Here is a 26,704-nt window from a genome sequence, read left to right on the forward strand (position 1 = left end):
ACCGAGGCGGACCGAGCCGCCGTCGCCTCGTGGCCGCCGGACCTGCGGGCCCGGCTCAGCCGGTCGGCGTGAGGAGGGTGATCGACCGCAGCACGCTGGACGATCCGGACGGCTGGGGCACCAGGAGCGACCAGCGGCACAGCCGCTGAACTGGGCCTTCGACCACTTCCGTCGATCCGAAGGTACTCGGGCCGTGATCATGCCCGATTAGCGAAGGTAAATCGGCGTGACCTGGGGTGACGTGCCATGGATTCTTGGGTGCAAGAGCGGGGTTTCTACACGCCGTTGCCGGTGTGCGACAGGACGGCGTCCCGGCGCGCCAGGGACGCCGCGCGACGGGGCAGGTCAGGGCAGGTCCAGCCATAGATGTCGGCGCGGATGAGGGCGCCGATCCACTCCTGGTAAGGGTTGTCGTACGTCGCGGTCAGTGGCGGCTTCAGCCCGTTGGCGAGGTTGCGGTACGCCGCGCGCTCCGCCGTGAACGTCTGCAGATACGGCAGTCGCAGCAGCCACAGTTCGCCGACCTGCTCCGTGGTGAAGCCGAAGCCGTGTGTCTCCAGCAGATGCAGGCCGAGGATCGCGTAGTCCACGTCGTCGTCCCGGCAGCTGCCGTGGATGTGGCCGCGTACGCACTGGCGCCACTCGGGACGCAGCTCGGACTCCTCGGCGGGGGCGGCGGGCTCGGGGAGGTAGTCGGTGAGCGGCAGGGCGGCGGCCTGCCGCAGGTAGCGGTCGATGCGGTCCCGCGTCCAGTGGTCGCCCTGCTCGACCGGTTTGCCGAGCATGTTGCCCGCGATCCGGCCCAGCCAGCCCCCGAGGACGCGGTCCGCGACGTCAACACCGACAGCAGTCATACGTCCGGTGTACCGAATTCCGGCCGCTCCTGCCTGGTTTATGCGCATACCGGCCCATGTCGCATGAGAGGGTCGCTGTCCGGGTGGGCCGGTCGGGTGGCCGGTTCGGACGATGTCCCTGGTCGGTCCGGGGCGCGGGATCCGCACTGGGCAGCGGCCTCTTCCTCCGGTTAAGGTCGCAGCGGCGCGACTGCCTTGACGAGTGCAAGGCCCGGAGAGCAAGGGGAATGCAAAGGTGGCGGACGCTGCAGTGAATCGGACCCAACGGGTGCTCATCGCCGCGGACAAGTTCAAGGGCTCGCTCACGGCCGTGCAGGTCGCACAGCGGGTGACGGCCGGGCTCCACCGGGTGGCGCCGCGGACCGAGGTCGAGGCGCTGCCGGTGGCCGACGGCGGTGACGGCACGGTCGACGCGGCGGTGGCGGCGGGGTTCGAACGCCGTGAGGTGCGGGTCGCCGGGCCGCTCGGGAGTGAGGTCACCGCCGCGTTCGCGCTGCGCGGCGACATGGCGGTCGTGGAGATGGCCGAGGCCAGTGGGCTGCAGCGGCTGCCCGCCGGTGTCTTCGCGCCGCTCACGTCGTCCACGTACGGATCCGGAGAACTGCTGCGGGCCGCCCTGGACGCCGGGGCGCGCACGATCGTGTTCGGGGTGGGCGGCAGCGCCACGACGGACGGGGGTGCCGGGATGCTGGCCGCGCTCGGGGCGCGTTTCCTCGACGCGGACGGGGAGCCGGTGGCTCCCGGTGGCGAGTCGCTGCGGGACCTCGCCACGGCCGACCTTTCCGGGCTCGACCCCCGGCTGGACTCGGTCGATGTCGTCCTCGCGAGTGATGTGGACAATCCGCTGACCGGGCCGAAGGGGGCGCCGGCGGTGTACGGGCCGCAGAAGGGCGCGTCTCCTGATGACGTGGCCGTCCTCGACGCGGCTCTCGCGCATTTCGTCACGGTGCTGGAGAAGTCGATCGGGGCCAAGGCCGCGGAGTACGCGGTCGCGCCGGGGGCGGGGGCGGCCGGTGGTATCGGTTTCGGGGCACTGGTGGGGCTCGGTGCGAGCTTCCGGCCCGGGATCGAGGTCATGCTCGACGTGCTGGGCTTCGCCTCCGCGCTGGAGCGGGCCACCCTTGTCATCACCGGTGAGGGGTCTCTCGACGAGCAGACCCTCCATGGCAAGGCTCCCGCCGGGGTCGCCGCCGCGGCGCGTGCCGCGGGCAAGGAGGTCATCGCGGTGTGTGGCCGTCTTGCGCTTCCGCCGGAGGCCCTGGGCAGGGCGGGTATCCGTCGGGCGTACTCGCTGACGGGGGTGGAGCCCGATGTGGCGCGGTGCATCGCTGAAGCCGGGCCGATTCTGGAGGACGTGGCGGAGCGGATCGGGCGGGATTTCCTGACCTGAGGGTTTTTCGCCCCGGCCGCCCCTACCCGTCCCATCCCTTACCTGGGGGCTCCGCCCCCAGACCCCCGTATCGGCCTGAACGGCCTCGTCCTCAAGCGCCGGACGGGCTGATTGGGGCCGGTCTCGGCTGAAAAGCGCAGCTCAGGCCGCGAGCAGCATGGGCCGTCGTAGACATAAGCCGTAAACATGAGCAGGCCCCGAACCGTGTGGTTCGGGGCCTGTGACGTCCTGCGACCGCTACGGCAGCTGTGCCGCGCGGGCCTCGCGTCGGTTGTCGCGGAAGTTGTTCACCCTGCGAGCCGTGGCGAAGAGGGGGATCACCGCGCCGAGGACCAGCTGGAGCGCGCAGCCCGTCTGGAGGAGGAGCTGACCGCCGGGGGCGTCGAAGGCCCACGCCGCCAGCAGACCCATCGCGGCGACGATCCAGGAGAGCATCGCCACCGCGAGCGGACCCCGCGGCTTCGGGTACTCGACCCGGCTCACCATGAGCCAGGCGGTGCCGAGGATCGCCATGAGCGTGGCGGCGAACGGCAGCTCCAGGAGCACGATCGAGACGACCGTCAGCGCGCCGAACGGCGAGGGCATGCCCTGGAAGGTCCCGTCCTTCACCGTCACGCACGAGAACCTGGCGAGCCGCAGCACGACCGCCAGCAGGACCACGATGGCTCCCACCGCCGCCACCCGCTGGTGCGCGTCGTCCGCGACCATGCCGTAGACGAGCACGAAGTACGCGGGCGCCAGACCGAAGCTGATCAGGTCGGAGAGGTTGTCCAGCTCCGCGCCCATGGGGGAGGAGCGCAGCTTGCGGGCCACCAGGCCGTCGAAGAGGTCGAAGACCGCCGCGCACAGCATCAGGATCACGGCCGTGGCCGCGCTGTGCCGGGCCATGCCCGTCTCCTGGCTGCCCGTGAGGTGCGGGATCAGGATGCCGGTGGTGGTGAAGTACACCGCCATGAAGCCACACGTGGCGTTACCGAGGGTGAGCGTGTCCGCTATTGAGAGGCGGAGTGAGAGCGGCATCTCCTCCGCCTCGTCCACCTCGTCGGCATCCGGCACCCAGCCGGCCTGAGTATCCGGATCAATCACGGTCAATGCGAGTCACCCCAGCCACCGTCTTCTGACCGACCTCCACCGCGACATCGACGCCTTCGGGGAGGTAGATGTCGACGCGCGAGCCGAAGCGGATCAGGCCGATCCGGTCCCCCTGCTCGACCTTGGTGCCCTGCGGGACGTACGGCACGATGCGTCGCGCGACCGCACCGGCGATCTGGATCATCTCGATGTCGCCGAGCTCGGTGTCGAAGTGCCAGACGACGCGCTCGTTGTTCTCGCTCTCCTTGTTGAACGCCGGAACGAACCCACCGGGGATGTGCTCGACCGACGTCACCGTGCCGGCGAGCGGGGCGCGGTTGACGTGGACGTTCAACGGGCTCATGAAGATCGCGACGCGGGTGCGTCCGTCCCGCCACGGCATGATGCTCTGCACCACACCGTCGGCGGGCGAGATGACCCGGCCCGGGGCGATCTCACGCTCGGGGTCGCGGAAGAACCACAGCATGCCCGCCGCGAGCGCGGTGGCGGGTACGGCCACGGCCTTGGCGGCGCCGGAGCGGCGCGCGCGGGCCAGGCTGAGTGCTGCGGTGGCAACGGTCGGGAGGAGCCACGGCGATGCTCCGCGCGCGATGCGTCCACCGAGGACGCTGACGCGTGGTGCAGAGGTTTGGCTGTGGGGCATGGATGACCTTCGTAGCGGATGATGCCGCGCTGGAACGGGGGACGGCGGCTTTCCCGGGATGGTACCGGTCGCGGGCCACAACTGGGCAAGCCAGGAAGCCGAGTCGGCGTCCGAAGAGTGCTGACGGGGTGTGACGTTCTTCTCCAAGAAAACACCCCGTACTCGGACATCTAGCCCTGGAACCGATACTCTTCGAGCAGCCTGCGCCCGATGATCATTTTCTGGATCTCGGCGGTACCTTCACCGATCAGCAGCATCGGTGCCTCACGGTAGAGGCGCTCGATCTCGTACTCCTTCGAGAAGCCGTAGCCGCCATGGATCCGGAACGCGTCTTCCACGACTTCCTTGCAGTATTCGGAGGCGAGGTACTTCGCCATCCCTGCTTCGAGGTCGTTTCGCTCACCGGAGTCCTTTTTGCGAGCTGCGCTGACCATCATCGCATGAGCGGCCTCCACCTTGGTACCCATCTCCGCCAGCTTGAACTGGATCGCCTGGTGCTGGGCGATCGGTTTGCCGAAAGTGTGGCGCTGCTGGGCATATGAGACACCAAGTTCAAATGCACGCTGCGCGACACCGCAGCCACGGGCCGCCACATTCACCCGGCCGACCTCGACGCCGTCCATCATTTGGTAAAACCCTCGGCCCGTAACGCCACCAAGTACGCGATTGGCTGGAATTCGCAGGTCGTCCATGATGAGCTCGGTGGTGTCTACACCCTTGTAGCCCATCTTATCGATCTTCCCGGGGATCGTCAGGCCGGGGCGTACCTCACCGAAGCCGGGCTCCTTCTCGACCAGGAAGGTCGTCATCGACTTGTGGGGTGCCGTGCCCTCGGCGTGTCCTTCGTCACTCCGGACCAGAACGGCCACCAGCGTCGACGTGCCGCCGTTGGTCAGCCACATTTTCTGGCCGTTCAGGACGTACTCGTCGCCGTCCTTGACCGCCTTCGACGTGATGGCCGACACATCCGAGCCGAGTGCCGGCTCCGACATGGAGAACGCGCCGCGCACCTCGCCCGCCGCCATACGCGGCAGGAAGTGGTCCTTCTGCTCCTGCGTGCCGTGCTGCTTGAGCATGTACGCCACGATGAAGTGGGTGTTGATGATGCCGGAGACCGACATCCAGCCGCGTGCGATCTCCTCCACACACAGTGCGTAGGTGAGGAGCGACTCACCCAGGCCCCCGTACTCCTCGGGGATCATCAGCCCGAAGAGGCCCAGGTCCTTGAGGCCGTCGACGATCTGCTGCGGGTACTCGTCACGGTGCTCCAGCTCTGTCGCGACCGGGATGATCTCCTTGTCCACGAAGTCCCGGACGGTGGACAGGATCTCCTGCTGGATGTCGGTCAGACCTGCGGTCTGGGCGAGTCGCGCCATGGCTACTTCTCCTGTGCCTTGAGTTCCGGGCGGCCCGGCTGCTCGCCGCCGCGCTCCTTGATGTACGTCTCGGTGGGGACCATCACCTTGCGGCGGAACACACAGACCAGCGTGCCGTCCTGCTTGTAGCCCTTGGTCTCGACATGGACGATGCCGCGGTCGCTCTTCGACCTGGAGGGCGTCTTGTCGAGGACCGTCGTCTCGCCGTAGATGGTGTCGCCGTGGAAGGTCGGCGCGACATGACGGAGGGACTCGATCTCGAGGTTCGCGATCGCCTTCCCGGACACGTCCGGTACGGACATGCCGAGCAGCAGTGAGTAGATGTAGTTCCCGACGACGACGTTCTTCCCGAAGTCCGTCGTCTTCTCCGCATAGTTCGTGTCCATGTGGAGCGGGTGGTGATTCATGGTCAGGAGACAGAAGAGGTGGTCGTCGTACTCGGTGACCGTCTTTCCGGGCCAGTGCTTGTAGACCGCGCCGACCTCGAACTCTTCGTAGGTGCGTCCGAACTGCATGGTGCTCAGGCCTCCGGAGCTTCGAACTTGGACGTGCGCTGCATACCGGCGGCCCGGCCCTTGCCCGAGACGACGAGCGCCATCTTGCGGCTGGCCTCGTCGATCATCTCGTCGCCGAGCATCGCGGAACCCTTCTTGCCGCCCGCCTCGGACGTGTAGTACTCATACGCGTCCAGGATCAGCTCGGCGTGGTCGTAGTCCTCCTGGGAGGGTGAGAACACCTCGTTGGCGGCGTCCACCTGACCCGGGTGGAGCACCCACTTGCCGTCGAAGCCGAGCGCGGCGGCGCGGCCCGCGACCTCGCGGAAGCCGTCCACGTTCTTGATCTGGAGGTAGGGGCCGTCGATCGCCTGGAGGTTGTTGGCGCGGGCGGCCATCAGGATCTTCATCAGGATGTAGTGGTAGGCGTCCGCCGGGTAACCGGGCGGCTGCTCGCCGACGACCAGCGACTTCATGTTGATCGACGCCATGAAGTCGGCCGGGCCGAAGATGATCGTCTCGATGCGCGGGGAGGCCTGGGCGATCTCGTTGACGTTGTTCAGGCCCTGGGCGTTCTCGATCTGCGCCTCGATGCCGATCCGGCCGACTTCGAAGCCCATCGTCTTCTCGATCTGGGTGAGGAGGAGGTCCAGCGCCACGACCTGCTGGGCGTCCTGCACCTTCGGCAGCATGATGCAGTCCAGGTTCGGCCCCGCGCCCTCGACCACCGTGACGACATCGCGGTACGTCCACTCCGTCGTCCAGTCGTTGACGCGCACGACCCGAGTCTTGCCCGTCCAGTCGCCCTCGTTGAGGAACTTGACGATGGTGTGCCGCGCCTCGGGCTTGGCGAGCGGCGCGCAGGCGTCCTCCAGGTCCAGGAAGACCTGGTCCGCGGGCAGGCCCTGGGCCTTCTCCAGAAAGCGCGGGTTGCTCCCGGGCACCGCGAGGCACGAGCGCCGCGGACGAAGGCGGTTGGCCTGGGGAACGGGGCTGGTCATGCGGGGACCTCCAGAGGGTCGAGCTTGTTCGCTTTCCGGATCTCGTCGACGATACGGCCGATGATTCCGGTGATGTCGAAGTCCTTCGGGGTGAAGACCGCGGCCACTCCGGCGGCCCGCAGCTGATCGGCGTCGCCGTTCGGGATGATCCCGCCGGCGATCACCGGGATGTCGGCCGCGCCGGCCTCGCGCAGCCGCTCCAGCACATCCGGCACCAGCTGCGCGTGCGAGCCGGACAGGATGGACAGGCCGACCGCGTGCACGTCCTCGGCGAGGGCCGCGTCCACGATCTGCTCGGGGGTGAGCCGGATGCCCTGGTAGACGACCTCGAACCCGGCGTCGCGGGCCCGCACGGCGATCTGCTCGGCGCCGTTGGAGTGGCCGTCCAGGCCCGGCTTGCCCACCAGGAAGCGGAGCTTGCCGACGCCCAGGTCGCGGGCGGTCGCGTCGACCCTGCGGCGCACCTCGGCGAGCGCGGTGCCCTCCTGGCCGGCGATCGCGACGGGCGCGGAGGAGACGCCGGTGGGCGCCCGGTACTCGCCGAACACCTCGCGCAGGGCGCCCGCCCACTCGCCGGTGGTGACCCCCGCACGGGCACACTCCAGCGTGGCCTCCATCAGGTTGCCCGCGCCGGCCGCCGTCTCCTTCAGCCGCTCCAGTGCCTTGCGCGCACCCGGCTCCTGGCGCGCGTCACGCCACTCACGCAAGGCCCGTACGACGCGGTCCTCGACCGTCGGGTCGGCCGTGTGGATCGCGGTGTCCAGGTCGGCCGTCAGGGGGTTCGGTTCGGTCGTCTCGTAGATGTTGACGCCGACGATCTTCTCTCGACCGGACTCGATACGGGCCCGGCGCTCGGCGTGCGAGGTGACGAGTTGTGACTTCAGATAGCCCGACTCGACGGCCGCCATCGCGCCGCCCATCTCCTGGATGCGGTCGATCTCGGCGAGCGACTCCTCGACCAGGGCCGCCACCTTGGCCTCGATGACGTGCGAGCCGTCGAAGATGTCCTCGTACTCCAAGAGGTCGCTCTCGTGGGCGAGCACCTGCTGGATGCGCAGGGACCACTGCTGGTCCCACGGGCGGGGCAGGCCCAACGCCTCGTTCCAGGCGGGCAGTTGCACGGCACGCGCGCGTGCGTCCTTCGAGAGGGTCACGGCCAGCATCTCGAGCACGATGCGCTGGACGTTGTTCTCCGGCTGGGCCTCGGTCAGACCGAGGGAGTTGACCTGGACGCCGTAGCGGAAGCGCCGGTGCTTCGGGTTCTCGATCCCGTACCGCTCACGCGTGATCTTGTCCCAGATGCGGCCGAACGCCCGCATCTTGCACATCTCCTCTATGAACCGGACGCCCGCGTTCACGAAGAAGGAGATGCGGGCGACGACATCGCCCATCCGCTCCTGCGGCACCTGGCCGGAGTCGCGCACGGCGTCGAGGACGGCGATCGCCGTCGACATCGCGTACGCGATCTCCTGGACCGGAGTGGCTCCGGCCTCCTGGAGGTGGTAGCTGCAGATGTTGATCGGGTTCCACTTGGGGATGTGACTGACCGTGTAGGCGATCATGTCGGTCGTCAGACGGAGCGAAGGCCCGGGCGGGAACACATGGGTGCCCCGTGACAGGTACTCCTTCACGATGTCGTTCTGCGTGGTCCCCTGGAGCTTGGTGATGTCCGCGCCCTGCTCCTCCGCGACGACCTGGTAGAGCGCCAGCAGCCACATGGCGGTGGCGTTGATGGTCATCGAGGTGTTCATCTGGTCCAGGGGTATGTCCTGGAACAGACGGCGCATGTCGCCCAGGTGCGAGACCGGGACCCCGACCCGGCCGACCTCGCCGCGGGCGAGGATGTGGTCGGGGTCGTAGCCGGTCTGTGTCGGCAGGTCGAACGCGACCGACAGTCCGGTCTGGCCCTTGGCGAGGTTGCGCCGGTACAGCTCGTTGGACGCCTCGGCCGTGGAGTGACCGGCGTACGTCCGCATGAGCCAGGGACGGTCCTTCACGGGTGCTTCTTGTGCCTGCCGCTCAGTCATCGTGGTGCTCCCTGCTCCCTCAGATGTTCCGGAAGCGGTTGATGGCGTCGATGTGCAGGGCGCGCTTCTCCTCGTCACGCACGCCGAGCCCCTCGCGCGGGGCCAGCGCGAGCACGCCGACCTTGCCCTGGTGGAGGTTGCGGTGCACGTCGTACGCGGCCTGCCCGGTCTCCTCCAGCCTGTACACCTTGGAGAGCGTCGGATGGATCTTGCCCTTCGCGATGAGCCGGTTGGCCTCCCAGGCCTCGCGGTAGTTGGCGAAGTGCGAGCCGATGATGCGCTTCAGGGACATCCACAAGTAGCGGTTGTCGTACTCGTGGTTGTAGCCCGAGGTGGACGCACAGGTGACGATGGTGCCGCCCTTGCGCGTGACGTAGACGGATGCGCCGAAGGTCTCGCGGCCGGGATGCTCGAAGACGATGTCGACGTCTTCACCACCCGTCAGCTCACGGATGCGCTTGCCGAAGCGCTTCCACTCGCGGGGGTCCTGATGGTGCTCGTCCTGCCAGAACTTGTAGTCCTCGGCGGTGCGGTCGATGATCGCCTCGGCGCCCATCGAGCGGCAGATCTCCGCCTTCTGGGGCGAGGACACGACGCAGATGGGGTTGGCGCCGCCCGCGAGCGCGAACTGTGTGGCGTACGAGCCGAGTCCACCGCTCGCGCCCCAGATCAGCACGTTGTCGCCCTGCTTCATGTCGGCGCCGTTGCGGGACACCAGCTGCCGGTAGGCGGTCGAGTTCACGAGCCCCGGAGCGGCAGCCTCCTCCCAGCTCAGGTGATCCGGCTTCGGCATCAGCTGGTTGGACTTGACGAGTGCGATCTCCGCCAGGCCGCCGAAGTTGGTCTCGAAGCCCCAGATGCGCTGCTCGGGGTCGAGCATGGTGTCGTTGTGGCCGTCGGAGGACTCCAGCTCGACGGACAGGCAGTGCGCGACGACCTCGTCACCGGGCTGCCAGGCGTTGACGCCCGGGCCGGTGCGCAGGACGACGCCCGCGAGGTCGGAGCCGATGATGTGGTACGGCAGGTCATGGCGCTTGGTGAGCTCGCTGAGCTTTCCGTAGCGCTCCAGGAAGCCGAAGGTCGCCATCGGCTCGAAGATCGAGGTCCACACCGAGTTGTAGTTGACCGAGGAGGCCATGACGGCCACCAGGGCCTCGCCGGGGCCGAGCTCCGGCACCGGCACGTCGTCCAGGTGCAGTGACTTGCGGGGGTCCTTGTCGCGGGTGGTGAGGTCCGCGAACATCTCCGTCTCGTCCTTGTGCACGGTGACCGCGCGGTACGAGTCGGGCAGCTGCAGTGCGGCGAAGTCGGCGGAGGTGGACTCCGGCGACTGAATCGCGTCCAGGATTTCCTTCACGGTGTTGCCTCCGGCGAAGCGAGCGCTCCGAGGGGAACGCTTGAGGGGTACGTCGGGGTGGGTTGCTGCTGGTGTGAGGCGTGCCGTCGGTTCGGCGAAGGTGGAGCTGGCAGCGCTTTGTGGCGCGGAAGGTTGCCTGTGACGCAGGCGTCCGGGCGCGCTCGCCTGGGGAGGCTTGCGGGGACAGCCGACGTACGAAGGTGCTCTGCACGCCGGCCGCCCGGACTACTCCAACGTATGGCACGCCGTGTCACCCCGCAAGGCACCGAGTGCCAAAAGTTTCTCTCATCTGTCATTTGGCGTTAACAAATGAGCGATGATCGATCGGTTACGGGCGGGGCCCCGCCGGTCCGCCGGTCCGCCGGTCCCAGGAGGCGCAGAGAACGCGCACGCCGTCCCGGAGGAGCCGGGACGGCGTGCGCGTTCTCGGAGAGGGGGCCAGGCGTAGTGGGGCGGGTCAGCGGTTCTTCAGGGCGTGCTCGATCGTCTTCATCACCTCGTCGAGCGGCGCGTCGGTCCTGGCCACGGTCACCAGCACCTCACCCTGCGACGCGACGGAGGCCGGTGCCGGGCGGGGCGCGGGCGCGGAGTCGCGCCCCGCTCCGATCCCCGTCCCGAAGGTCTGCCGGACGATGGCGAAGGCGTGATCGAGCTGAGCCTCGACATCCCCCTGCCCGTCGGCCCGCAGCCACCGCCGCAGCACGTGGTTGTGGGCCGTGACCACCGCGGACGCGGCGACCTCCGCGAGCAGCGGATCGTCGTTGCCGTCGTGATGGGCGTGCTCGTCGAAATGTCCCAGCAGATAGCGCGTGAAGAGCCGCTCGTACCGCGCCACGGACGCGATCTCCGCCTCCCGCAGGGTGGGCACCTCGCGCGTGAGCTTGTAGCGCGACACCGAGATCTCCGGGCGGGCCGCGTACATCTTCATGACTTCCTTGATGCCGCGGCACACGGTGTCGAGCGGATGCTCGTGCGCCGGCGCGGCATTCAGCACCGCCTCGGCCCGGATCAACGTGTCGTCGTGATCGGGGAAGATCGCCTCTTCCTTGGAGCGGAAGTGCCGGAAGAAGGTGCGCCGGGCGACTCCTGCCGCGGCGGCGATCTCGTCGACGGTCGTCGCCTCGTAGCCCTTGGTCGAGAACAGTTCCATCGCCGCGGCCGCCAGCTCTCGGCGCATCTTGAGGCGTTGGGCGGCGGCGCGGCTGCCCGCGGCACTTTCGGGAGCGTCGGACGTAGCTGGTGTACGGGAGGACTTGGCGGGCTGGGACATGCCCCGAACGTACTGCATCTGCGCAGGGGAATGCTCATGACTGCCGGGTCTCCCCCCGCCCGGGGCGGGGGGAGGGGCATCGGGCGGATCGAGCAGTCCGCCCCAGTCCGCGCGGTCCGTGGACCGGTCGCCGGGCCGCTCAGTGCCGCGCATATTCGCGGAAGCCGCGGCCGGTCTTGCGGCCGAGGCAGCCCGCGGCCACCAGGTGCTCGAGCAGTGGCGCCGGGGCCAGGCCAGGGTCGCGGAACTCGCGGTGCAGAACCTTCTCGATGGCCAGCGAGACGTCGAGCCCGACCACGTCCAGGAGCTCGAACGGGCCCATCGGATAGCCGCCGCCGAGCTTCATCGCGGCGTCTATGTCGTCGAGCGAGGCGTAGTGCTCCTGGACCATCTTGACCGCGTTGTTCAGGTACGGAAACAGCAGCGCGTTGACGATGAAGCCCGCCCGGTCGCCGCAGTCCACCGGATGCTTCTTGATCTTCGCGCAGACCTCGCGGGCCGTGGCGTGCACGTCGTCCGCCGTCAGGACGGTCCGGACGACCTCGACCAGCTTCATCGCCGGGGCGGGGTTGAAGAAGTGCATGCCGATCACGTCCTGGGGCCGCGAGGTGGCGCGGGCACAGGCGACGACGGGGAGCGAGGAGGTGGTCGTGGCAAGGATCGCGCCGGGCTTGCAGACCTTGTCGAACACCGCGAACAGCTGCTGCTTGATCTCCAGGTCCTCGGCGACGGCCTCCAGTGCCAGATCGACGTCGGCGAAGGCGTCGTACGAACCCGACGGTGTGATCCGCTCCAGGGTCTGGGCGGCGGCCTCGGCGCTGAGCCTGCCCTTGTCGACAGAGCGCGAAAGCGACTTGCCGATACGGGCCTTCGCGGCCTGTGCCTTCTCCTCGCTGCGCGCGGCGAGCACGACCTCGTACCCGGCCTTCGCGAAGACCTCGGCGATTCCGGACGCCATGGTGCCGGAGCCCGCCACGCCGACCGAGCGGACGGTGCGGCCGGGGGTGAGCGCGGCGCCCTCCAGCGGCGTCAGCGCGTCCCGCACGACGGTCGCACTGCCCGGGGCGTCGTACGTGTAGAAGCCGCGCCCCGACTTGCGGCCGGTCAGGCCCGCCTCGCTGAGCTGCTTGAGGAGGGGCGCGGGCGCGTGCAGCCGGTCGTGCGAGGCGGCGTACATGGCCTCCAGGACCGTGCGCGCCGTGTCGATGCCGACGAGGTCGAGCAGCTCGAGCGGGCCCATGGGCAGGCCGCAGCCCAGCTTCATGGCGGCGTCGATGTCCTCGCGGCTGGCGTACTTCGCCTCGTACATCGCCGCCGCCTGGTTGAGGTAGCTGAAGAGCAGCCCGTCGGCGACGAAGCCGGGGCGGTCGCCGACGGCGACGGGCTCCTTGCCGAGTTCCAGGGCGAGCTCGGTGACGGCGGCGACGGCGCCCGGCGCGGTCAGCACGGACGAGACGACCTCGACCAGCCTCATCGCGGGGGCCGGGTTGAAGAAGTGCAGGCCGAGGACGCGCTCGGGGCGGGCCGAGTCGGCGGCGAGCCGCGTCACGGACAGGGCGTTGGTGCCGGTCGCCAGGATCGTCTCCGGGCGCACGATGTCGTCGAGTGCGCGGAAGATCTGCTGCTTGATCTCGTACGACTCCGGGGCCACCTCGATCACCAGGTCGGCGTCGGCGGCGGCCCGCAGATCGGTGGAGGTGCGGAGGCGCGCCAGGACCTCGTCGCGCTCCCGCTCGGTGAGACGCTCGCGCCGCACGGCACGGGCTGTCGCGGCTTCGAGCGTGGTGACGGCCTGGGCGGCGGCGGCCTCGCTGATGTCGATGCCGATGACCTCGCGGCCGGCCCGGGTCAGGATTTCGGCGATGCCGGTGCCCATCGTGCCGAGGCCGACCACGGCGACGGTCTTGAGCGGGGACAGAGGGGTGTCGGACAGGGGAGTGGCCATCGCGGGACTCCTGGAATGAGTGACGACTGAGGGACGCATCCGACGCGACTGACACGTCCGGATACGCCGACAGGCGTACACAGAACGGGAGTTGCGAGGATGCGGGATCTGCGGGTGTTCCGGGCTACTGGTCCGGGCTACGAAGCGCACACGCCCGGCGCGCCGTTCGTGGGCGAACGTGCGGGCCCACGAGGCGATGAAGAAGACCGACCGGCCCTGTCCCGGAGCCGTGTCGTCACGCGGTACACGAAGTACCGAACCGACTGACACTCACGGTGGCTGCGTCACCAGGCCACCGCAAGCAGATGCACGAGTGGGTAACTCGCTCGATTGAGCTTAACTCGCGGGTAACGAGCGCGCCAGTCCGCGTGCAAGGGGGAGTTCTGTGACGTACGTCGCCGATAGGCTCGGGTCATGGACGAAGAGTTGCGATCGCTCACCCACCGCTTACGGAACGAGGCGGGCGCGGCTGCGTCTTCCTCGTACGAACGACTTGTCGCGACCGGCGACCTCGATGAGCTGGCCGCCGTGCTCACCGCACCCGGACAGCCGCTGTGGGCGCGGGAACTGGTCGCCTTCCGGCTCGGACTCGCCGGGGACCGGCGGGCCTTCGAGGCGCTCGTCCTGCTGCTCAACCACCGCGATCCGCAGCGCTGTGCGTCGGCCGCGTACGCGCTGGCCCGGCTCGGCGATCCGCGTACCGCCCGCGCGGCGGCCGCGCTCGCCACCAATGAACTCCGGGTCGCCTACGCCCTTCATCCGGTACGGCTCCTTGTGGAGCTGCGTGCTCCCGAGGCCGTGCCCGCGCTGATCACCACGCTGGCGCGCCGCTTCCGGCCGCACGATCCGTATCGCAGGGTGGCGATCGCCTGTGTCGAGGGGCTTGGCGCCCTGGGTGACGAACGCGCGCGTCCCGTTCTGAACGAGGCTCTCGCACACCCGTCGCTCGCCCAGGTGGCGGCCGGGGCGTTGAAGCGGCTGCCTGCGCCTCGCTCGCCGCGGTAGCGCTGCGCGTTGCTGTTGGTGGGTTCCTTTCCCCAAACCCGCCCCTTCCCGAAACCGGGGGCTGCGCCCCCAGGCCCCCCGACTCAGGTTGCAGTACGGCTGCGGGTCCGTTGTGGCTGGTCGCGCAGTTCCCCGCGCCCCTGAAGGGGCGCCCCCCACTCACCCGCGAAAACCTCCCAAAGCACGGACGTAACGCACCTCGGGTATCGCCACGCCCTCCACGTCGAAGGGTTCCTCCGTGCCGTCCGGGGTGAAGTCGGCGTGTTCGTAGAAGCGGCGGGCGCTTTTGTTCTCCTTCAGGACCCAGAGCAGCATCCGGGGGTGACCGGCGGCGGCGCAGCGGAGTGTGGACTCTCGCAGCAGGGCGCCGCCCACGCCGTGGGCGATCCGGTCGGGGTGCACGTAGATCGCGTACAACTCGGCGTCCTCGGTGCGGACTTCACCGTCCCGGTACGGTCCGTGACACGCCCAGCCCACGACCTCGCCGTTCCATTCCGCCACCAGGTCGACGACGCCCTTCGCGGCCTGCTCGAAGCGAGTCCGGTGGCGTGGGGCCTCGTCCGCCGCGTCGAGCCCGTCGAGGTACGACTGCGGGATCATCCCCGCATAGGCGCTCTGCCAGCCGCGCACCCGGATCTCGGCCACGCGGTCGCAGTCGGCCAGGCTCATCTCACGGATGTGGAAGGGGGAGTCCATGGCGGAACCCTAGGACAGCACCGCGTACGCCTCGATCTCCATCAGGAACTCCGGGCGGACCAGGGCGGCGACCTGTACGGCCGAGGCGGCCGGTAGGCGGTCGGCGGATATGTGCGCGTCGCGGGCCGCGCGGACGGCCGGCATGTACGCCATGTCCGTGACGAAGAACGTCAGTTTGACCACGTCGTCGAACGTGGCCCCGGCCGCGATCAGGCACCGGCGCAGGTTCTCGAAGATCTGGCGGGCCTGGGCCGCGGGGTCGTCCTCACCGACGAGCTTGCCGTCCTCGTCCAGCGCGAGCTGCCCCGAGATCGCCACGAAACGGCCCGTGCCCATGACGACGTGCGTGTACGCGGCAGCGGGGGCGACCCCTTCCGGGGCGGAGATGCGAGTCAGTTCGGTCATGGCTCCATCGTGGACCATGGCACTGACAACGCCGCCCCGGCCGACGGCGAACGGTGGCCGCCCGGCTTCCGAGGTCCGGCCTCGGGAGCCGAGCGGCCGATTCAGGTGTTCAGCGGCGGACCGGGTCAGCCGCGGTAACCGAGCAGCCCGTGCAGCGTCGCGCCGCGCGAGGCCGAGGGCTTCGCGCTCTGTGGCTCCGGGTCGGGCAGCGCCTCGCACACCGCGTCTGCCTCGCCGCCGCCGCGCGGGACCTTGCCGGTGGCCAGATACGTCGCCAGGTGCTTGTCCAGGCAGGTGTTCCCGCCCAGCGTGATGCCGTGGTTCCCACCGCCCTGCTCGACCACCAGGCTGGAGCCGCGCAGCAGGTGATGGACCGTGACACCGCCCTCGTACGGAGTGGCCGCGTCGTCGGTCGCCTGGAACAGCAGCGCCGGCGGCACCGAGTGGTTGGAGACGTCCACGGGTTCGAGCGTGTCCACCGGCCAGAACGCGCAGGGCGCGTTGTACCAGGCGTTGTTCCAGGTCATGAACGGCGCCTTCGCGTGCACCGCCCAGTTGTCGACGCGCCACTGGTTCCAGCTGCGCGGCCACGCCGCGTCACGGCACTGCACCGAGGTGTAGACGCTGTAGCCGTTGTCGCCCGCGGCGTCGACCGCGGCGAAGTTCTCGTACGCCTGGACCAGCGGGTCGTCGTTCTTGTCGTTCACGTAGGCCGCGAACGCCTCGGCGAGATACGGCCAGTAGCCGTTGTAGTAGCCGCCGGGGAGGAAGGTGTCCTCCAGTTCGGAGGCGCCCACCGTCTTGTCCGCGGGGTTCTTGGCCAGTGCCGCCCGCATCGCGTACCACTTGGCCTCGATCTTGTCCGGATCGGTGCCGAGCTTGTAGGTCGCGTCGTGCTTGGCGACCCATGCCATGAAGGCCTGGTGGCGGGAGTTGAAGGCGTAGTCCTGCGCGAGGTTGTCGTCGTACCAGACACCGGTGGGGTCGACGATGGAGTCGAGCACCAGACGCCGCACGCGCTCCGGGTAGAGCTTGGCGTACACGGCGCCGAGGTAGGTGCCGTACGAGTACCCGAAGTAGTTGAGCTTCTTCGCGCCGAGCGCCAGCCGGATCGAGTCCATGTCCTGGACCGCGCTCACCGTGTCGATGTACGGCAGCAGGTCCGCGTACTTCGTGCCGCAGGCCCGGGCGAAGCCCCGCGCCCGGTTGAGGTTGGCCTGCTCGATTGACCAGGTGGTCGGTACGGAGTCGGGGCGGACCGGCGAGAAGTGCCCCGGCTTGCAGTCGAGGGCGGGTTCGCTCGCGCCGACGCCGCGTGGGTCGAAGCCGATGACGTCGTACTGCGCCGCCACCTCCTTCGGCAGCGAGGAGGCGACGAACCCGGCGAGCGTGAGACCGCTGCCGCCGGGACCGCCCGGGTTCACCAGCAGCGGTCCCTGATACGTCTTCGAGGTGTGGGGAACGCGCGACAGCGCGAGCGTGATGCTCTTGCCCCGCGGATTCGAGTGGTCGAGCGGCACTTTCAGGGACGCGCACTGGAGCGTCGGATAGTCCTCGGTGCCGCACTTCTTCCAGGTGAGCCTCGCCGAGTCGGCGGACTGGGTGGTGCGCTGTGCGGTGGCGGAGCCCGCGTTCGCTTCGGCGGGCACCGCGGTGATCATCCCGGCCACCACGGCGGCGACACCGCACAGAGCGGCTGCTCTCTTCTTCATCAGGCCTCCCAGGACGGAGGAGTTCGAGCCGTGCACACCACGGCCTCGCCGCATCGTCCCGGAAAGGGGGCCCCGAAGGGGCTGGTTCTGACAAGAGTTGACCGGATCGGGCAGCGCGATGCCCCCAGATGCGGGCAAACGACCTGGTCGGAGCAGGGAGAAGGAGGCGGGGAGAAGGAGGCAGGGAGGAAAGGTTGGTGAGGAAGGGTCAGGGAGTGAACGTCAGCGAGTGAACGTCAGGACGTCAGGGAGTGAGGGCCAGAGGGAAGGGCCAGGGGTGACGGGGCCACGCACGACGGGGCCCGGGAGGCGCGGGTTCGCTCACAGCAGCGTGAGTTGGGTCGGGCCCGGGACCGCCGGCTCGGGAGCGGGGATCCTGCGCGGCATCCCCGCGCGCGTGGGACCGATGCCGAACTCCTCGGCCAGCTCGTGCACCTGGCGGGTGATCCGGCGCTGGTACCACTTCGGGGCGTACGCGCCCTCCGCGTACAGCCGTTCGTAACGGCGCACCAGATGCGGGTGATGGTGTCCCAGCCAGCTCATGAACCACTCACGCGCGCCCGGTCGCAGATGCAGCACGAGCGGGGTCACCGAGGTCGCGCCTGAGGCCGCGATCGCCCTTACGGTGGCGCGCAGTTGGGGCGCCTGGTCGCTCAGGAAGGGAATCACCGGAGCCATCAGGACCCCGCAGCCGATGCCGTGCTCGCTCAGGGTGCGCACGACGTCCAGGCGGCGCTCGGGGGCGGGCGTGCCCGGTTCGACGGTCCGCCACAGCTCCTGGTCCGTGAAGCCCACGGAGACGGATATCCCGATCTCGGTGACGGCCGCGGCCTGCTTCAGGAGGTCGAGGTCGCGCAGGATCAGGGTGCCCTTCGTCAGGATCGAGAAGGGGTTCGCATGGTCGCGCAGGGCCGCGATGATGCCGGGCATGAGCTGGTACCGGCCTTCCGCCCGCTGGTAACAGTCGACATTGGTGCCCATCGCGATGTGCTCGCCGTGCCAGCGCCGTGAGCCCAGCTGGCGGCGCAGCAGCTCCGGCGCGTTCACCTTCACCACGATCTGGCTGTCGAAGCCGAGGCCCGTGTCGAGGTCCAGATAGCTGTGGGTCTTGCGGGCGAAACAGTAGACACACGCGTGCGTGCAGCCCCGATAGGGGTTGACCGTCCACTCGAAGGGCATGCGCGAGGCGCCCGGCACCCGGTTCACGATCGACCGGGCCCGGATCTCGTGGAAGGTGATCCCGCGGAACTCCGGGGTGTCGAAGGTTCGGGTGGTGACCGCGTCCGCGCCGAACAGCGCGGCGTTCTCCGGCGGATTTTCGCCGGCCACCACTGTGAGGTTCTCCCAGCGCATGACGCCTCCTCGATAGCACTGGCCACAGAATAGAACACATGTTCCCTTGATCGTGCCTGGAGGGAGTCAAACTTTCCGGGAGGGGGTTGAGCTGAGGGGGCGTCACGTCCGCACACGGGTGAGGAGCCCACAAACCAATGGCGCAGTCGAGCGGTTCTTCGGCACGCTGAAGTGCGAACATCTCCACCGCGCCACCATCGTGGGAGGTCCTGACATGGCCAGTAAGTTCACCGAGCTTGCGATCGACTGTGCCGATCCCAACGGTCTCGCCCAGTTCTGGTGCTCGGTCCTTGACTACGAGGTGCAGGACGAAGACGACGGAATTGTCATCATTGGCTCCCCTGTGGTGCCTGAAGGCAAGAACCGCCTTGGCCCAGTGCCACCGACGTTGACATTCGCTCGCGTGCCCGAGGGCAAGACCGTCAAGAACAGGCTCCACATCGACGTCAACCCGACCGACAGGGAGCAAGGCGAAGAGGTCCGTCGCCTGCTCGACCTGGGTGCTCGACACGCCGACGTCGGCCAAACCGGAGATGAGAGCTGGGTCACACTTGCCGACCCGGAGGGGAACGAGTTCTGCGTCCTTGCGGGCCGCCGTCCCTGACCGTCACCTTCGGCCCTCGGAGGGGACCCCGATTTGGGCGGCTCGGCCGCGTGGTGGTTGGCTGACCGTGAACCCCCGAGAGTCCAAGTGCTGGAGGAACGCAATGGCGCAGGTCGAGGCCACCACGGAGCGAGTCGTAGCCGCTCAGCCGGACGACGTTTTCGATGCTCTGGCCGACTACAGCGGCACGCGCGCGAAGCTTCTGCCCGAGCACTTCAGCGAGTACGAGGTGCGCGAGGGCGGCGATGGCGAGGGCACCCTCGTCCACTGGAAGCTCCAGGCCACCAGCAAGCGCGTCCGTGACTGCCTGCTCGAGGTGACCGAGCCCACCGACGGCGAGCTCGTCGAGAAGGACCGCAACTCCTCGATGGTCACCACCTGGCGGGTCACCCCGGCCGGCGAGGGCAAGGCCCGCGTCGTCGTCACCACCGTGTGGAACGGCGCCGGCGGCATCGGCGGCTTCTTCGAGAAGACCTTCGCCCCCAAGGGGCTCGCCCGGATCTACGACGCGGTGCTCGCGAAGCTCGCCACCGAGGTGGAGAAGTAGCCCTCCTCGCAGACCGACAGGCCGACCCTCCGACAGGCCGACAGGCCGACAGGCCGGCAGGCCGGCAGGTCGGCAGATCGCTCGCCGGGTCCGCGCGCAGGTGGCCCGGCGAGTGATTCCCCAGCTCACCGTTTCGAGTGGTTTTCGCTACGGCTCAGCCGTACGGCGCCATACGGCGTAAGGCTCCCACCGGTCACGGCCCCGCGCCCCGGAAGGGGCGTGCGCCGGAGGCAATTCCCGCATTGGCACACACGGCGACCCTACGCACCCGTACCGTGGTGGTGGCGCAGATCTTGCGGACCTGTGGGGAGAGAGGGCCTCGGCCATGGACCATGGCACCGAGCTGGGCGCGGCTGGTCGCATCCCGCTGGCCGTGATCGTCGTCGATCGTGACGGCCTGGTCTCGCACTGGAGCCAGGGCGCCCGGCGGCTGTTCGGGGCAGCGAAGGAGGAGGCCGTCGGTCGCGTGGCCGTCGATCTGCTTCCGGTGTCCGGCGCCCTGCCCGAGGAGGACGAGACCCAGTCGTACGCGGCGTACGCCGCCTACGACGGACTCGGCCCCGACCTCGAGTCGTCCCTCGACGGACGGCTCTCCTACCCGGCGGCCGGCCGCGCGCGGCTGTCGGCGCCGCACCGCGACCGGCTCGATGTCCTGTGGTGGGCGTATCCGCTGGTGGGCCCCGGACGGGAGCGGCTCCTGGTGCTGGCCGCCGACGCGGGCGGACTGCGCCGCGCCGACGCCGACGGGAGCGGTGCCGCCGAGCGCGTCGCACCCGGCTTCGCGCTGCACACCGACTTCCCCGGCGCCGAGGAACTCGCCCGCAGACTGCCCGAGATCATGCCCGGCATGAGCGTCGACGACAGCGCCCGCATCGTCGCGCAGGTCCTCGAACTGGGCTACCCCGTACTCGAGTTCAGCCAGAACGACCGGGTGCCGGTCACGCCCGACTGGGGTGTGCCCCGACGGGCCGAGCGCAAGGCGCGCAGGGAGCGCGCGGCCAGGGCCGCGGCGTCCGGTGAGCCCCTGCCCGAGGGCTTCGAGGACTTCGAGGGCTTCGAGGACTTCAAGGACGACGGCGAGGACCTCGAGTACGCCGCGGTACGCGAGCGGCTGGAGTTCCTCAACGAGGTCAGCGGGCGCATCGGCAGCTCGCTCGACCTGTCCCGCACCATCATCGAGGTCAGCAAGGCCGTGGTGCCGCGCTTCACCGATGTCGCCGGGACCTATCTGCGCGAACAGGTCGTCGCCGGAGAGGGCTTCCCCGACGGTGTGCCCGACACGACCACCATGTGGCACCGCGTCGCCGTGGAGCACACGGACGAGCCGGGCCGCTGGGACGACGTCGTGCCCGTCGGCGAGGCCATGCCGTTCCCGGCGCACACACCGTTCTTCCAGTGCATGACCACCGGCGAACCGGTCCTCGTGCCGCGCATCGGCGAGCAGATGGGACACGCCATCGCCGCGCAGTTCGAGAAGCGCGACATCCGGCCCCTCATCACCCACCGCTCCATGCTCGTCGTGCCCCTGAAGGCCCGCAACGTGGTGCTCGGCTTCATGATCCTGCTGCGCCACCCCGAGCGCGTCGAGTTCAACGACATGGACCGCGTCACGGGCGCCGAACTCGCCGCCCGCGCCGGGCTCGTGCTCGACAACGCGCGCATGTACACCTACCAGGAGAGCGTCGCCGAAACTCTCCAGGACAGCATGCTCCCGCACATCGCGCCTCGCATGCCGGGCGGCGACATCGCGACCCGCTATCTGCCGGGTACGTTGCTGGGGCGGGTCGGCGGCGACTGGTTCGACTCCGTGAAACTGCCCGGCTCGCGCACGGCGCTGGTCGTCGGCGACGTGATGGGCCACGGCCTCAACTCGGCCGCGATGATGGGCCAGTTACGCACCGCCGTACAGACCATGGCGGCCCTGGACCTGCCGCCCGCCCAACTCCTTCGCAACCTCGACGACTTGGCGCAACGCCTCGGCGAGCACTACCTCGCGACCTGCCTGTACGCGGTGTACGACCCCATCGCGAGCGAGCTGCACATCGCCAACGCGGGCCACATACCACCGGTGCTGGTCCGCGCCGAGGACGGGCGCAGTGATCTGCTCGACCTGCCGACGGGCGCGCCCATCGGGGTCGGCGGGGTCCCCTTCGAGTCCGTACTGGTGCGGGTTTCGCCCGGCGACCGGCTGGTGATGTGCACCGACGGCCTGGTCGAGGTACGCGGCGAGGACATCGGCGTCGGGCTCGCCACGCTCTGCGAATCCGCCGCCCACCCGGCCGCCTCCATGGACGACGCCTGCGACACCATCATCCGCGCCCTCAACACACGCGGCGGCCGCAAGGACGACGTGGCGCTCCTGATGGCCCGGCTCAGCGGCATCGCACCCGAGGACGTCGCCACCTGGCGGATCGCGCTCGAACCCATCGAGGCCGGCAGGGCCCGCGCCGTGGTCCGCGAGCAGCTCCACGAGTGGGGCCTCGACTCCCTGGCCGACCCGGCCGAGTCGATGGTCAGCGAGCTCGTCACCAATGCCGTGCGCCACTCCCGCAGCCGGCAGATCGAGCTACGCCTGGTCCGCGGGGACACGCTGCTGTGCGAGGTGGACGACGACGACCACACCCTGCCGACGCTCCTCAGCGCGGGCCCGGCCGACGAGTTCGGGCGCGGCCTGCGCGTGGTCAGCCGGCTGGCCCGCGAGTGGGGGACCAGCCGCACCGCCTCGGGCAAGACCGTGTGGTTCGAGTTGACCTTGCCATAGCGCTCCGCCGGCTGGGCGGTTCCAAGCTGCCGGTTGGTTGTGGCTGGTCGCGCCCACGCGGCGGAGCCGCATATGTCAATGCCCCGCGCCCCTTACGGGGCGCCGGTTACGCCCACGTGGCAGGGGCGCATATGTCACAGCCGCGCGCCCCATACGGGACACGGTGCCGCACCGGACTTCGGCAACTCTGCTTGTCGCCCGACTCGGAGCGCGGTAGACCGAACGGGGCCGCCGCTTTCGGCGGGCGCCGTCGCACCCTGGGGAGCTGGCATGAGCGTGACGACTCGGTACAGAGAGGCCTGGGAGGGGTTCTGGCGGGAGGCTTCCGACGAGCCGGGGGCGGTCATCTGGGACGCCGAGCCCGCCCTCACCGTCGGCGTCCATCTCGGGCTGCTGGAACCGTACTTGAGGGCTCCGGGCCTGCCCTTCGTGGACCTCGGCTGCGGCAACGGCACCCAGACCCGCTTCCTCGCCGACCGCTACCCGCAGGTCGTCGGCGCCGACCTGTCGGCCGCCGCCCTCGACCACGCCCGGCTCGCCGACCGGGCGGGTCAGGCCGCCTACCGCCTCATCGACGCGGCCGAGAAGAACGAGGCCGAGACGCTGCACGCCGAACTGGGTGACACGAACGTCTATGTGCGGGGCGTACTCCACCAGTGCGAGCCCGACGACCGGCAGCCGCTCGTCGACGGCGTCGCCGCCCTGGTGGGCGAGCGCGGTCGCGCCTTCCTCGTCGAACTCGCCGAGGCCGCCGGGCCCGTGCTGCGCGGCCTCGCGCAGCGTCCCGAGGGCCCGCCCGCCAAACTCGCGCCCGTGTTCCGGCACGGCCTCGCGCCCGCCGCGGTGGCCGACGAGGCGGTGCCGGAGTATGTGCGCGCCGCCGGCCTCACCGTCCTCGCGAGCGGCGAACTGCCCCTCGTCACCACGGAGTACCGGGCCGACGGTACCCGGATCGAGCTGCCGTCGAAGTGGCTGGTGGTGGGGCGGACCTGAGGCCACTCGGGCCGGGCGCACCGGGCGCACCGGGCGCACCGGGTGCACCGGGTGCATCGGGTGCGCCCGGTACACCGAGCGCACCGGGTGGACCCGCGTCCCGCTGACCGCCCTGCCGGGTGCGGAAGCCCTTGGCACCTACAGAAATATGTGACATGGTACTGATGTGACCAAGCGACTGACCTGCGATGTCGTGGTCGTCGGAGCCGGAATGGTGGGGGCGGCCAGTGCCCTGTACGCGGCCCGGGCGGGCCTGGAAGTCGTTCTCGTGGACCGTGGCCCGGTGGCCGGCGGTACGACCGGTGCCGGTGAGGGCAATGTGCTGGTGTCCGACAAGGAGCCGGGGCCCGAACTCGAACTCGCCCTGCTGTCCGGGCGGTTGTGGGCCGATGTCGCCGCCGAGCCCGGGGTGGCGGAGGCGATCGAGTACGACGTCAAGGGCGGTGTTGTCGTCGCCTCAGGGGCGGCGGGACTCTCGGCTCTGGAGGGACTCGCCGGCCGGCAGCGCGCGGCCGGAGTGGAGACCGTGCCACTCGGGCCCGACGAACTCCACGATGTGGAGCCGCACTTGGTGAAGGGACTCGCGGGCGGTGTGCTCTACCCGCAGGACGCCCAGGTGATGCCGACCCTGGCCGCAGCCCATCTCGTACGTCTCGCGCGTGGGGCGGGCGCCTCGCTGCGGACGGGCCGGCCGGTCACGGAGGTGCTGCGCACGACGGACGGGGCGGTGCGCGGAGTGCGTACGCCGCAGGGCGACATCCACGCCCCGGCGGTCGTGAACGCGGCCGGCACCTGGGGCGGAGAGCTGGCCGCACTCGCCGGGACGTCCCTGCCGGTGCTTCCCCGGCGCGGCTTCGTCCTCGTCACCGAACCGCTGCCGCCGCGCACGGTGCGCCACAAGGTGTACGCCGCGGACTATGTGGCCGACGTGGCCAGCGACTCGGCGGCGCTGCAGACCTCGCCGGTGGTGGAGGGGACGTCCGCCGGGCCGGTGCTGATCGGGTCCAGCCGGGAGCGGGTCGGCTTCGACCGCTCCTTCTCGCTGCCGGTCGCGCGGGCGCTGGCGGCGGGGGCGACCCGCTTGTTCCCCTTCCTGTCGAGGGTCCGGGCGATGCGCGGTTACCTCGGCTTCCGCCCCTACATGCCCGACCATCTGCCCGCGATCGGGCCCGACGCGCGGGTGCCCGGTCTCTTCCACGCGTGCGGGCACGAGGGAGCCGGGATCGGACTCGCCACGGGCACCGGGCACCTGATCGCCCAGGCGCTGACGGAGAAGAGCCCTGATCTCGACCTCACCCTGTTCCGTCCCGACCGCTTCTCCGAGGAGGGTGTGTGACATCCCGACGGTCGCCCCTGTCCCCGCTGTCCCGGCAGTCGCCGCAGTCGCCGCAGTCGCCACTGGAACTGGTCCGGGCCCGGCCGGACCCCGCCTTCACCCTCACCTTCGACGACCGCGAGATCACCGCCCTCCCCGGTCAGACGATCGCCGCCGCGCTCTGGTCCGCGGGCATCACCTCCTGGCGTACGACCCGGGAGAGCGGCGAGCCGCGCGGTGTCTTCTGCGGCATCGGCGTCTGCTTCGACTGCCTGGTGACCGTCAACGGACGGGTGAACCAACGGGCTTGTCTGGTACGGGCGGAGGCCGGCGACGTGATCCGCACGCAGGAAGGGACAGGTCACCATGACTGAGCGACCGCACCTCGCGGTGGTCGGCGCGGGCCCTGCCGGGCTCGCGGCCGCGCTCGCCGCCGCCGGGCGCGGTGTGCGCGTGACCCTGATCGACTCCGCGGCGGAGGCGGGCGGTCAGTTCTACCGCCAGACCGCCGCGGCGCTCGGTGCCCGCCGCCCGCAAGCCCTGCACCACCAGTGGCGTACCTGGGAACGGCTCCGGGACAACCTCGCGGCACACATCGAGGCAGGGCGCATCACTCATCTGACGGATCACCATGTCTGGTTCGTGGAACGCCATGACGCGCCCCAGGGCGCGGACGGTGCCGACAGCCCGGGACGGGCCGCGGACGGTGCCGGCGGATTCACCGTGCACGCTCTTCTCGGTCCGGAGCAGGAACAGCCCGTGGCCGTCCGTGCCGATGCGGTGCTCCTGGCCACCGGCGGGTACGAGAAGGTCCTGCCGTTCCCGGGCTGGACCCTCCCCGGAGTGGTCACCGCGGGCGGGGCGCAGGCCATGCTGAAAGGCGGGCTCGTGCTGCCGGGGCGTACCGCCGTGGTGGCCGGGACCGGGCCGCTGCTGATGCCGGTGGCCGCCGGGCTCGCGGCGGCCGGGGCGAAGGTCGCCGCGCTGGTCGAGTCCGCCGACCCAAGAGCCTTCGTACGGCACGCCAGGACACTCGCCGCCCAGCCCGCCACGAGCGCCGCCAAGCTCGCCGAAGGCGCCCAGTACGCGGCCGAGTTGGCACGGCACCGGGTGCGTACTCTCGTCCGCCACACCGTCGTCGCCGCGCACGGAGGCGGCCGGCTCGAAGCCGTGACCGTCGCCGCTCTCGACGGCGACGGGCGGGTCCGGCCCGGCACCGAGCGGCGCATCCCCTGCGACAGCCTCGCCGTCGGCCACGGCATGCTGCCGCACACCGACCTCGCTCAGGCCCTCGGCTGCCGTCTCGACGGACTGAACGTCGCCGTCGACGACGAGCAGCGCACCGATGTGCCGCGCGTCTGGGCGGCCGGGGAGACCACCGGGATCGGAGGCGCCGTGCTGTCGCTGGCCGAGGGCAGGATCGCGGGCCTCTCGATCGCGGCCCGACTCAACTCCCGTACGCCCGATGTACGTTCGTACGAAGCGGCCGCCAAGGCCCGTACGGGACTGCGGACGTTCTTCGCTGCCCTCGAAGCCGTCTACGCCCCGCCCGCCCACTGGACCGAGCAGATCACCGACGACACCGTCGTGTGCCGCTGCGAGGAAGTCCCGGCCTCCGAGATCCGGGAGGCCGTCGACGAGCTCGGCGCGGGTGACGTACGCACCGTGAAGCTGCTGACCCGGGCCGGGATGGGCTGGTGCCAGGGCCGGATGTGCGGTCCGGCGGTGGCCGGGCTCGCCGGGTGCGTGCCGGAGCCGTCGCGACGGCCGTTCGCCCGACCCGTGCCGCTCGGTGTGCTGGCACGGGCCGGAGAGACCGACGACCAGGGAAATGTCACCGCCTACTGATCGGATGGGACCGCTC

22 protein-coding genes and 1 pseudogene are annotated in these 26,704 nt (G+C 69.9%); 9 read left to right on the forward strand and 14 right to left on the reverse strand.

The features are described 5' to 3' along the window. Positions 1-278: 278 nt before the first annotated feature. Positions 279-854: pseudogene (locus FE633_RS11535) on the reverse strand (ADP-ribosylglycohydrolase family protein); the annotation flags it as partial. A 268-nt stretch (positions 855-1,122) separates the two neighbouring features. Between FE633_RS11535 and FE633_RS11540 the strand changes: the two are divergent. Beyond that, the gene (locus FE633_RS11540) at positions 1,123-2,244 is read left to right on the forward strand and encodes a glycerate kinase (RefSeq protein ID WP_138045073.1); all 1,122 of its coding nucleotides are present in this window, start codon (positions 1,123-1,125) and stop codon (positions 2,242-2,244) included. Positions 2,245-2,481: 237 nt separating this feature from the next. Here the strand turns inward: FE633_RS11540 and pssA are convergent, their stop codons facing one another. The 9 genes from pssA to FE633_RS11585 form a co-directional block, all read right to left on the reverse strand. Further along, the gene (gene pssA, locus FE633_RS11545) at positions 2,482-3,300 is read right to left on the reverse strand and encodes a CDP-diacylglycerol--serine O-phosphatidyltransferase (RefSeq protein ID WP_138045074.1); all 819 of its coding nucleotides are present in this window, start codon (positions 3,298-3,300) and stop codon (positions 2,482-2,484) included. A gap of 22 nt (positions 3,301-3,322) precedes the next feature. Next, the gene (locus tag FE633_RS11550) at positions 3,323-3,979 is read right to left on the reverse strand and encodes a phosphatidylserine decarboxylase (protein WP_138045033.1); all 657 of its coding nucleotides are present in this window, start codon (positions 3,977-3,979) and stop codon (positions 3,323-3,325) included. Between the two features lie 170 nt (positions 3,980-4,149). Then, positions 4,150-5,355: an acyl-CoA dehydrogenase family protein gene (locus FE633_RS11555; protein ID WP_138045034.1), complete on the reverse strand. Its 1,206-nt coding sequence runs from the start codon at positions 5,353-5,355 to the stop codon at positions 4,150-4,152. A gap of 2 nt (positions 5,356-5,357) precedes the next feature. Continuing rightward, entirely contained in the window at positions 5,358-5,870 is a 513-nt protein-coding gene (locus tag FE633_RS11560; protein WP_119104388.1) for a MaoC family dehydratase, read from the reverse strand. 5 nt (positions 5,871-5,875) lie between these two features. Beyond that, entirely contained in the window at positions 5,876-6,850 is a 975-nt protein-coding gene (locus FE633_RS11565) for an HpcH/HpaI aldolase/citrate lyase family protein (RefSeq protein ID WP_138045035.1), read from the reverse strand. Further along, positions 6,847-8,877 carry a protein meaA gene (locus FE633_RS11570; RefSeq protein ID WP_138045036.1) on the reverse strand — a complete coding sequence of 677 codons (2,031 nt, stop codon included), beginning with the start codon at positions 8,875-8,877 and terminating at the stop codon, positions 6,847-6,849. The genes FE633_RS11565 and FE633_RS11570 overlap by 4 nt, the downstream gene beginning before the upstream one ends. A 19-nt stretch (positions 8,878-8,896) precedes the next feature. Next, positions 8,897-10,234: a crotonyl-CoA carboxylase/reductase gene (ccrA, locus tag FE633_RS11575; RefSeq protein WP_138045037.1), complete on the reverse strand. Its 1,338-nt coding sequence runs from the start codon at positions 10,232-10,234 to the stop codon at positions 8,897-8,899. 457 nt (positions 10,235-10,691) lie between these two features. After that, the gene (locus tag FE633_RS11580) at positions 10,692-11,504 is read right to left on the reverse strand and encodes a TetR family transcriptional regulator (protein ID WP_246113561.1); all 813 of its coding nucleotides are present in this window, start codon (positions 11,502-11,504) and stop codon (positions 10,692-10,694) included. Between the two features lie 139 nt (positions 11,505-11,643). Beyond that, positions 11,644-13,449, reverse strand: coding sequence for a 3-hydroxyacyl-CoA dehydrogenase family protein (locus FE633_RS11585; RefSeq protein ID WP_138045039.1), 1,806 nt, complete (start codon positions 13,447-13,449; stop codon positions 11,644-11,646). Positions 13,450-13,863: 414 nt separating this feature from the next. On the opposite strand from FE633_RS11585, the gene FE633_RS11590 reads away from it, so the two are divergent. Beyond that, the gene (locus FE633_RS11590; RefSeq protein ID WP_138045040.1) at positions 13,864-14,454 is read left to right on the forward strand and encodes an adenylosuccinate lyase; all 591 of its coding nucleotides are present in this window, start codon (positions 13,864-13,866) and stop codon (positions 14,452-14,454) included. Between the two features lie 159 nt (positions 14,455-14,613). On the opposite strand, the gene FE633_RS11595 is transcribed toward FE633_RS11590, so the two are convergent. From FE633_RS11595 to FE633_RS11610, 4 genes are all read right to left on the reverse strand, one after another. Next, positions 14,614-15,150: a GNAT family N-acetyltransferase gene (locus tag FE633_RS11595; protein WP_138045041.1), complete on the reverse strand. Its 537-nt coding sequence runs from the start codon at positions 15,148-15,150 to the stop codon at positions 14,614-14,616. Positions 15,151-15,159: 9 nt separating this feature from the next. After that, the gene (locus FE633_RS11600) at positions 15,160-15,555 is read right to left on the reverse strand and encodes a RidA family protein (RefSeq protein ID WP_138045042.1); all 396 of its coding nucleotides are present in this window, start codon (positions 15,553-15,555) and stop codon (positions 15,160-15,162) included. Positions 15,556-15,680: 125 nt separating this feature from the next. Continuing rightward, entirely contained in the window at positions 15,681-17,267 is a 1,587-nt protein-coding gene (locus FE633_RS11605; RefSeq protein ID WP_138045043.1) for an alpha/beta hydrolase, read from the reverse strand. A 321-nt stretch (positions 17,268-17,588) separates the two neighbouring features. Further along, entirely contained in the window at positions 17,589-18,620 is a 1,032-nt protein-coding gene (locus FE633_RS11610) for an Rv2578c family radical SAM protein (RefSeq protein ID WP_138045044.1), read from the reverse strand. 214 nt (positions 18,621-18,834) lie between these two features. On the opposite strand from FE633_RS11610, the gene FE633_RS11615 reads away from it, so the two are divergent. The 7 genes from FE633_RS11615 to FE633_RS11650 all read left to right on the forward strand — a co-directional run bounded on the left by FE633_RS11615 (position 18,835) and on the right by FE633_RS11650 (position 26,688). Beyond that, a complete protein-coding gene (locus FE633_RS11615) occupies positions 18,835-19,224 on the forward strand; it encodes a VOC family protein (protein WP_138045045.1) in 390 nt (129 codons plus the stop codon). A gap of 103 nt (positions 19,225-19,327) precedes the next feature. Beyond that, a complete protein-coding gene (locus FE633_RS11620) occupies positions 19,328-19,771 on the forward strand; it encodes an SRPBCC family protein (RefSeq protein WP_138045046.1) in 444 nt (147 codons plus the stop codon). Between the two features lie 325 nt (positions 19,772-20,096). After that, complete coding sequence (locus FE633_RS11625) at positions 20,097-22,532, forward strand: ATP-binding SpoIIE family protein phosphatase (protein WP_138045047.1); 2,436 nt, start codon at positions 20,097-20,099, stop codon at positions 22,530-22,532. 270 nt (positions 22,533-22,802) lie between these two features. Next, positions 22,803-23,525: a class I SAM-dependent methyltransferase gene (locus FE633_RS11630; RefSeq protein ID WP_138045048.1), complete on the forward strand. Its 723-nt coding sequence runs from the start codon at positions 22,803-22,805 to the stop codon at positions 23,523-23,525. A 166-nt stretch (positions 23,526-23,691) separates the two neighbouring features. Continuing rightward, complete coding sequence (locus FE633_RS11640; RefSeq protein ID WP_138045050.1) at positions 23,692-24,861, forward strand: NAD(P)/FAD-dependent oxidoreductase; 1,170 nt, start codon at positions 23,692-23,694, stop codon at positions 24,859-24,861. Continuing rightward, complete coding sequence (locus tag FE633_RS11645) at positions 24,858-25,214, forward strand: (2Fe-2S)-binding protein (RefSeq protein WP_246113562.1); 357 nt, start codon at positions 24,858-24,860, stop codon at positions 25,212-25,214. The genes FE633_RS11640 and FE633_RS11645 overlap by 4 nt, the downstream gene beginning before the upstream one ends. Next, a complete protein-coding gene (locus FE633_RS11650) occupies positions 25,207-26,688 on the forward strand; it encodes an FAD/NAD(P)-dependent oxidoreductase (RefSeq protein WP_138045051.1) in 1,482 nt (493 codons plus the stop codon). The genes FE633_RS11645 and FE633_RS11650 overlap by 8 nt, the downstream gene beginning before the upstream one ends. The last annotated feature ends 16 nt before the right edge of the window (positions 26,689-26,704 follow it).

It is taken from the genome of Streptomyces montanus (assembly GCF_005786655.1).
GTDB classification, from domain to species: Bacteria; Actinomycetota; Actinomycetes; order Streptomycetales; family Streptomycetaceae; genus Streptomyces; species Streptomyces sporangiiformans.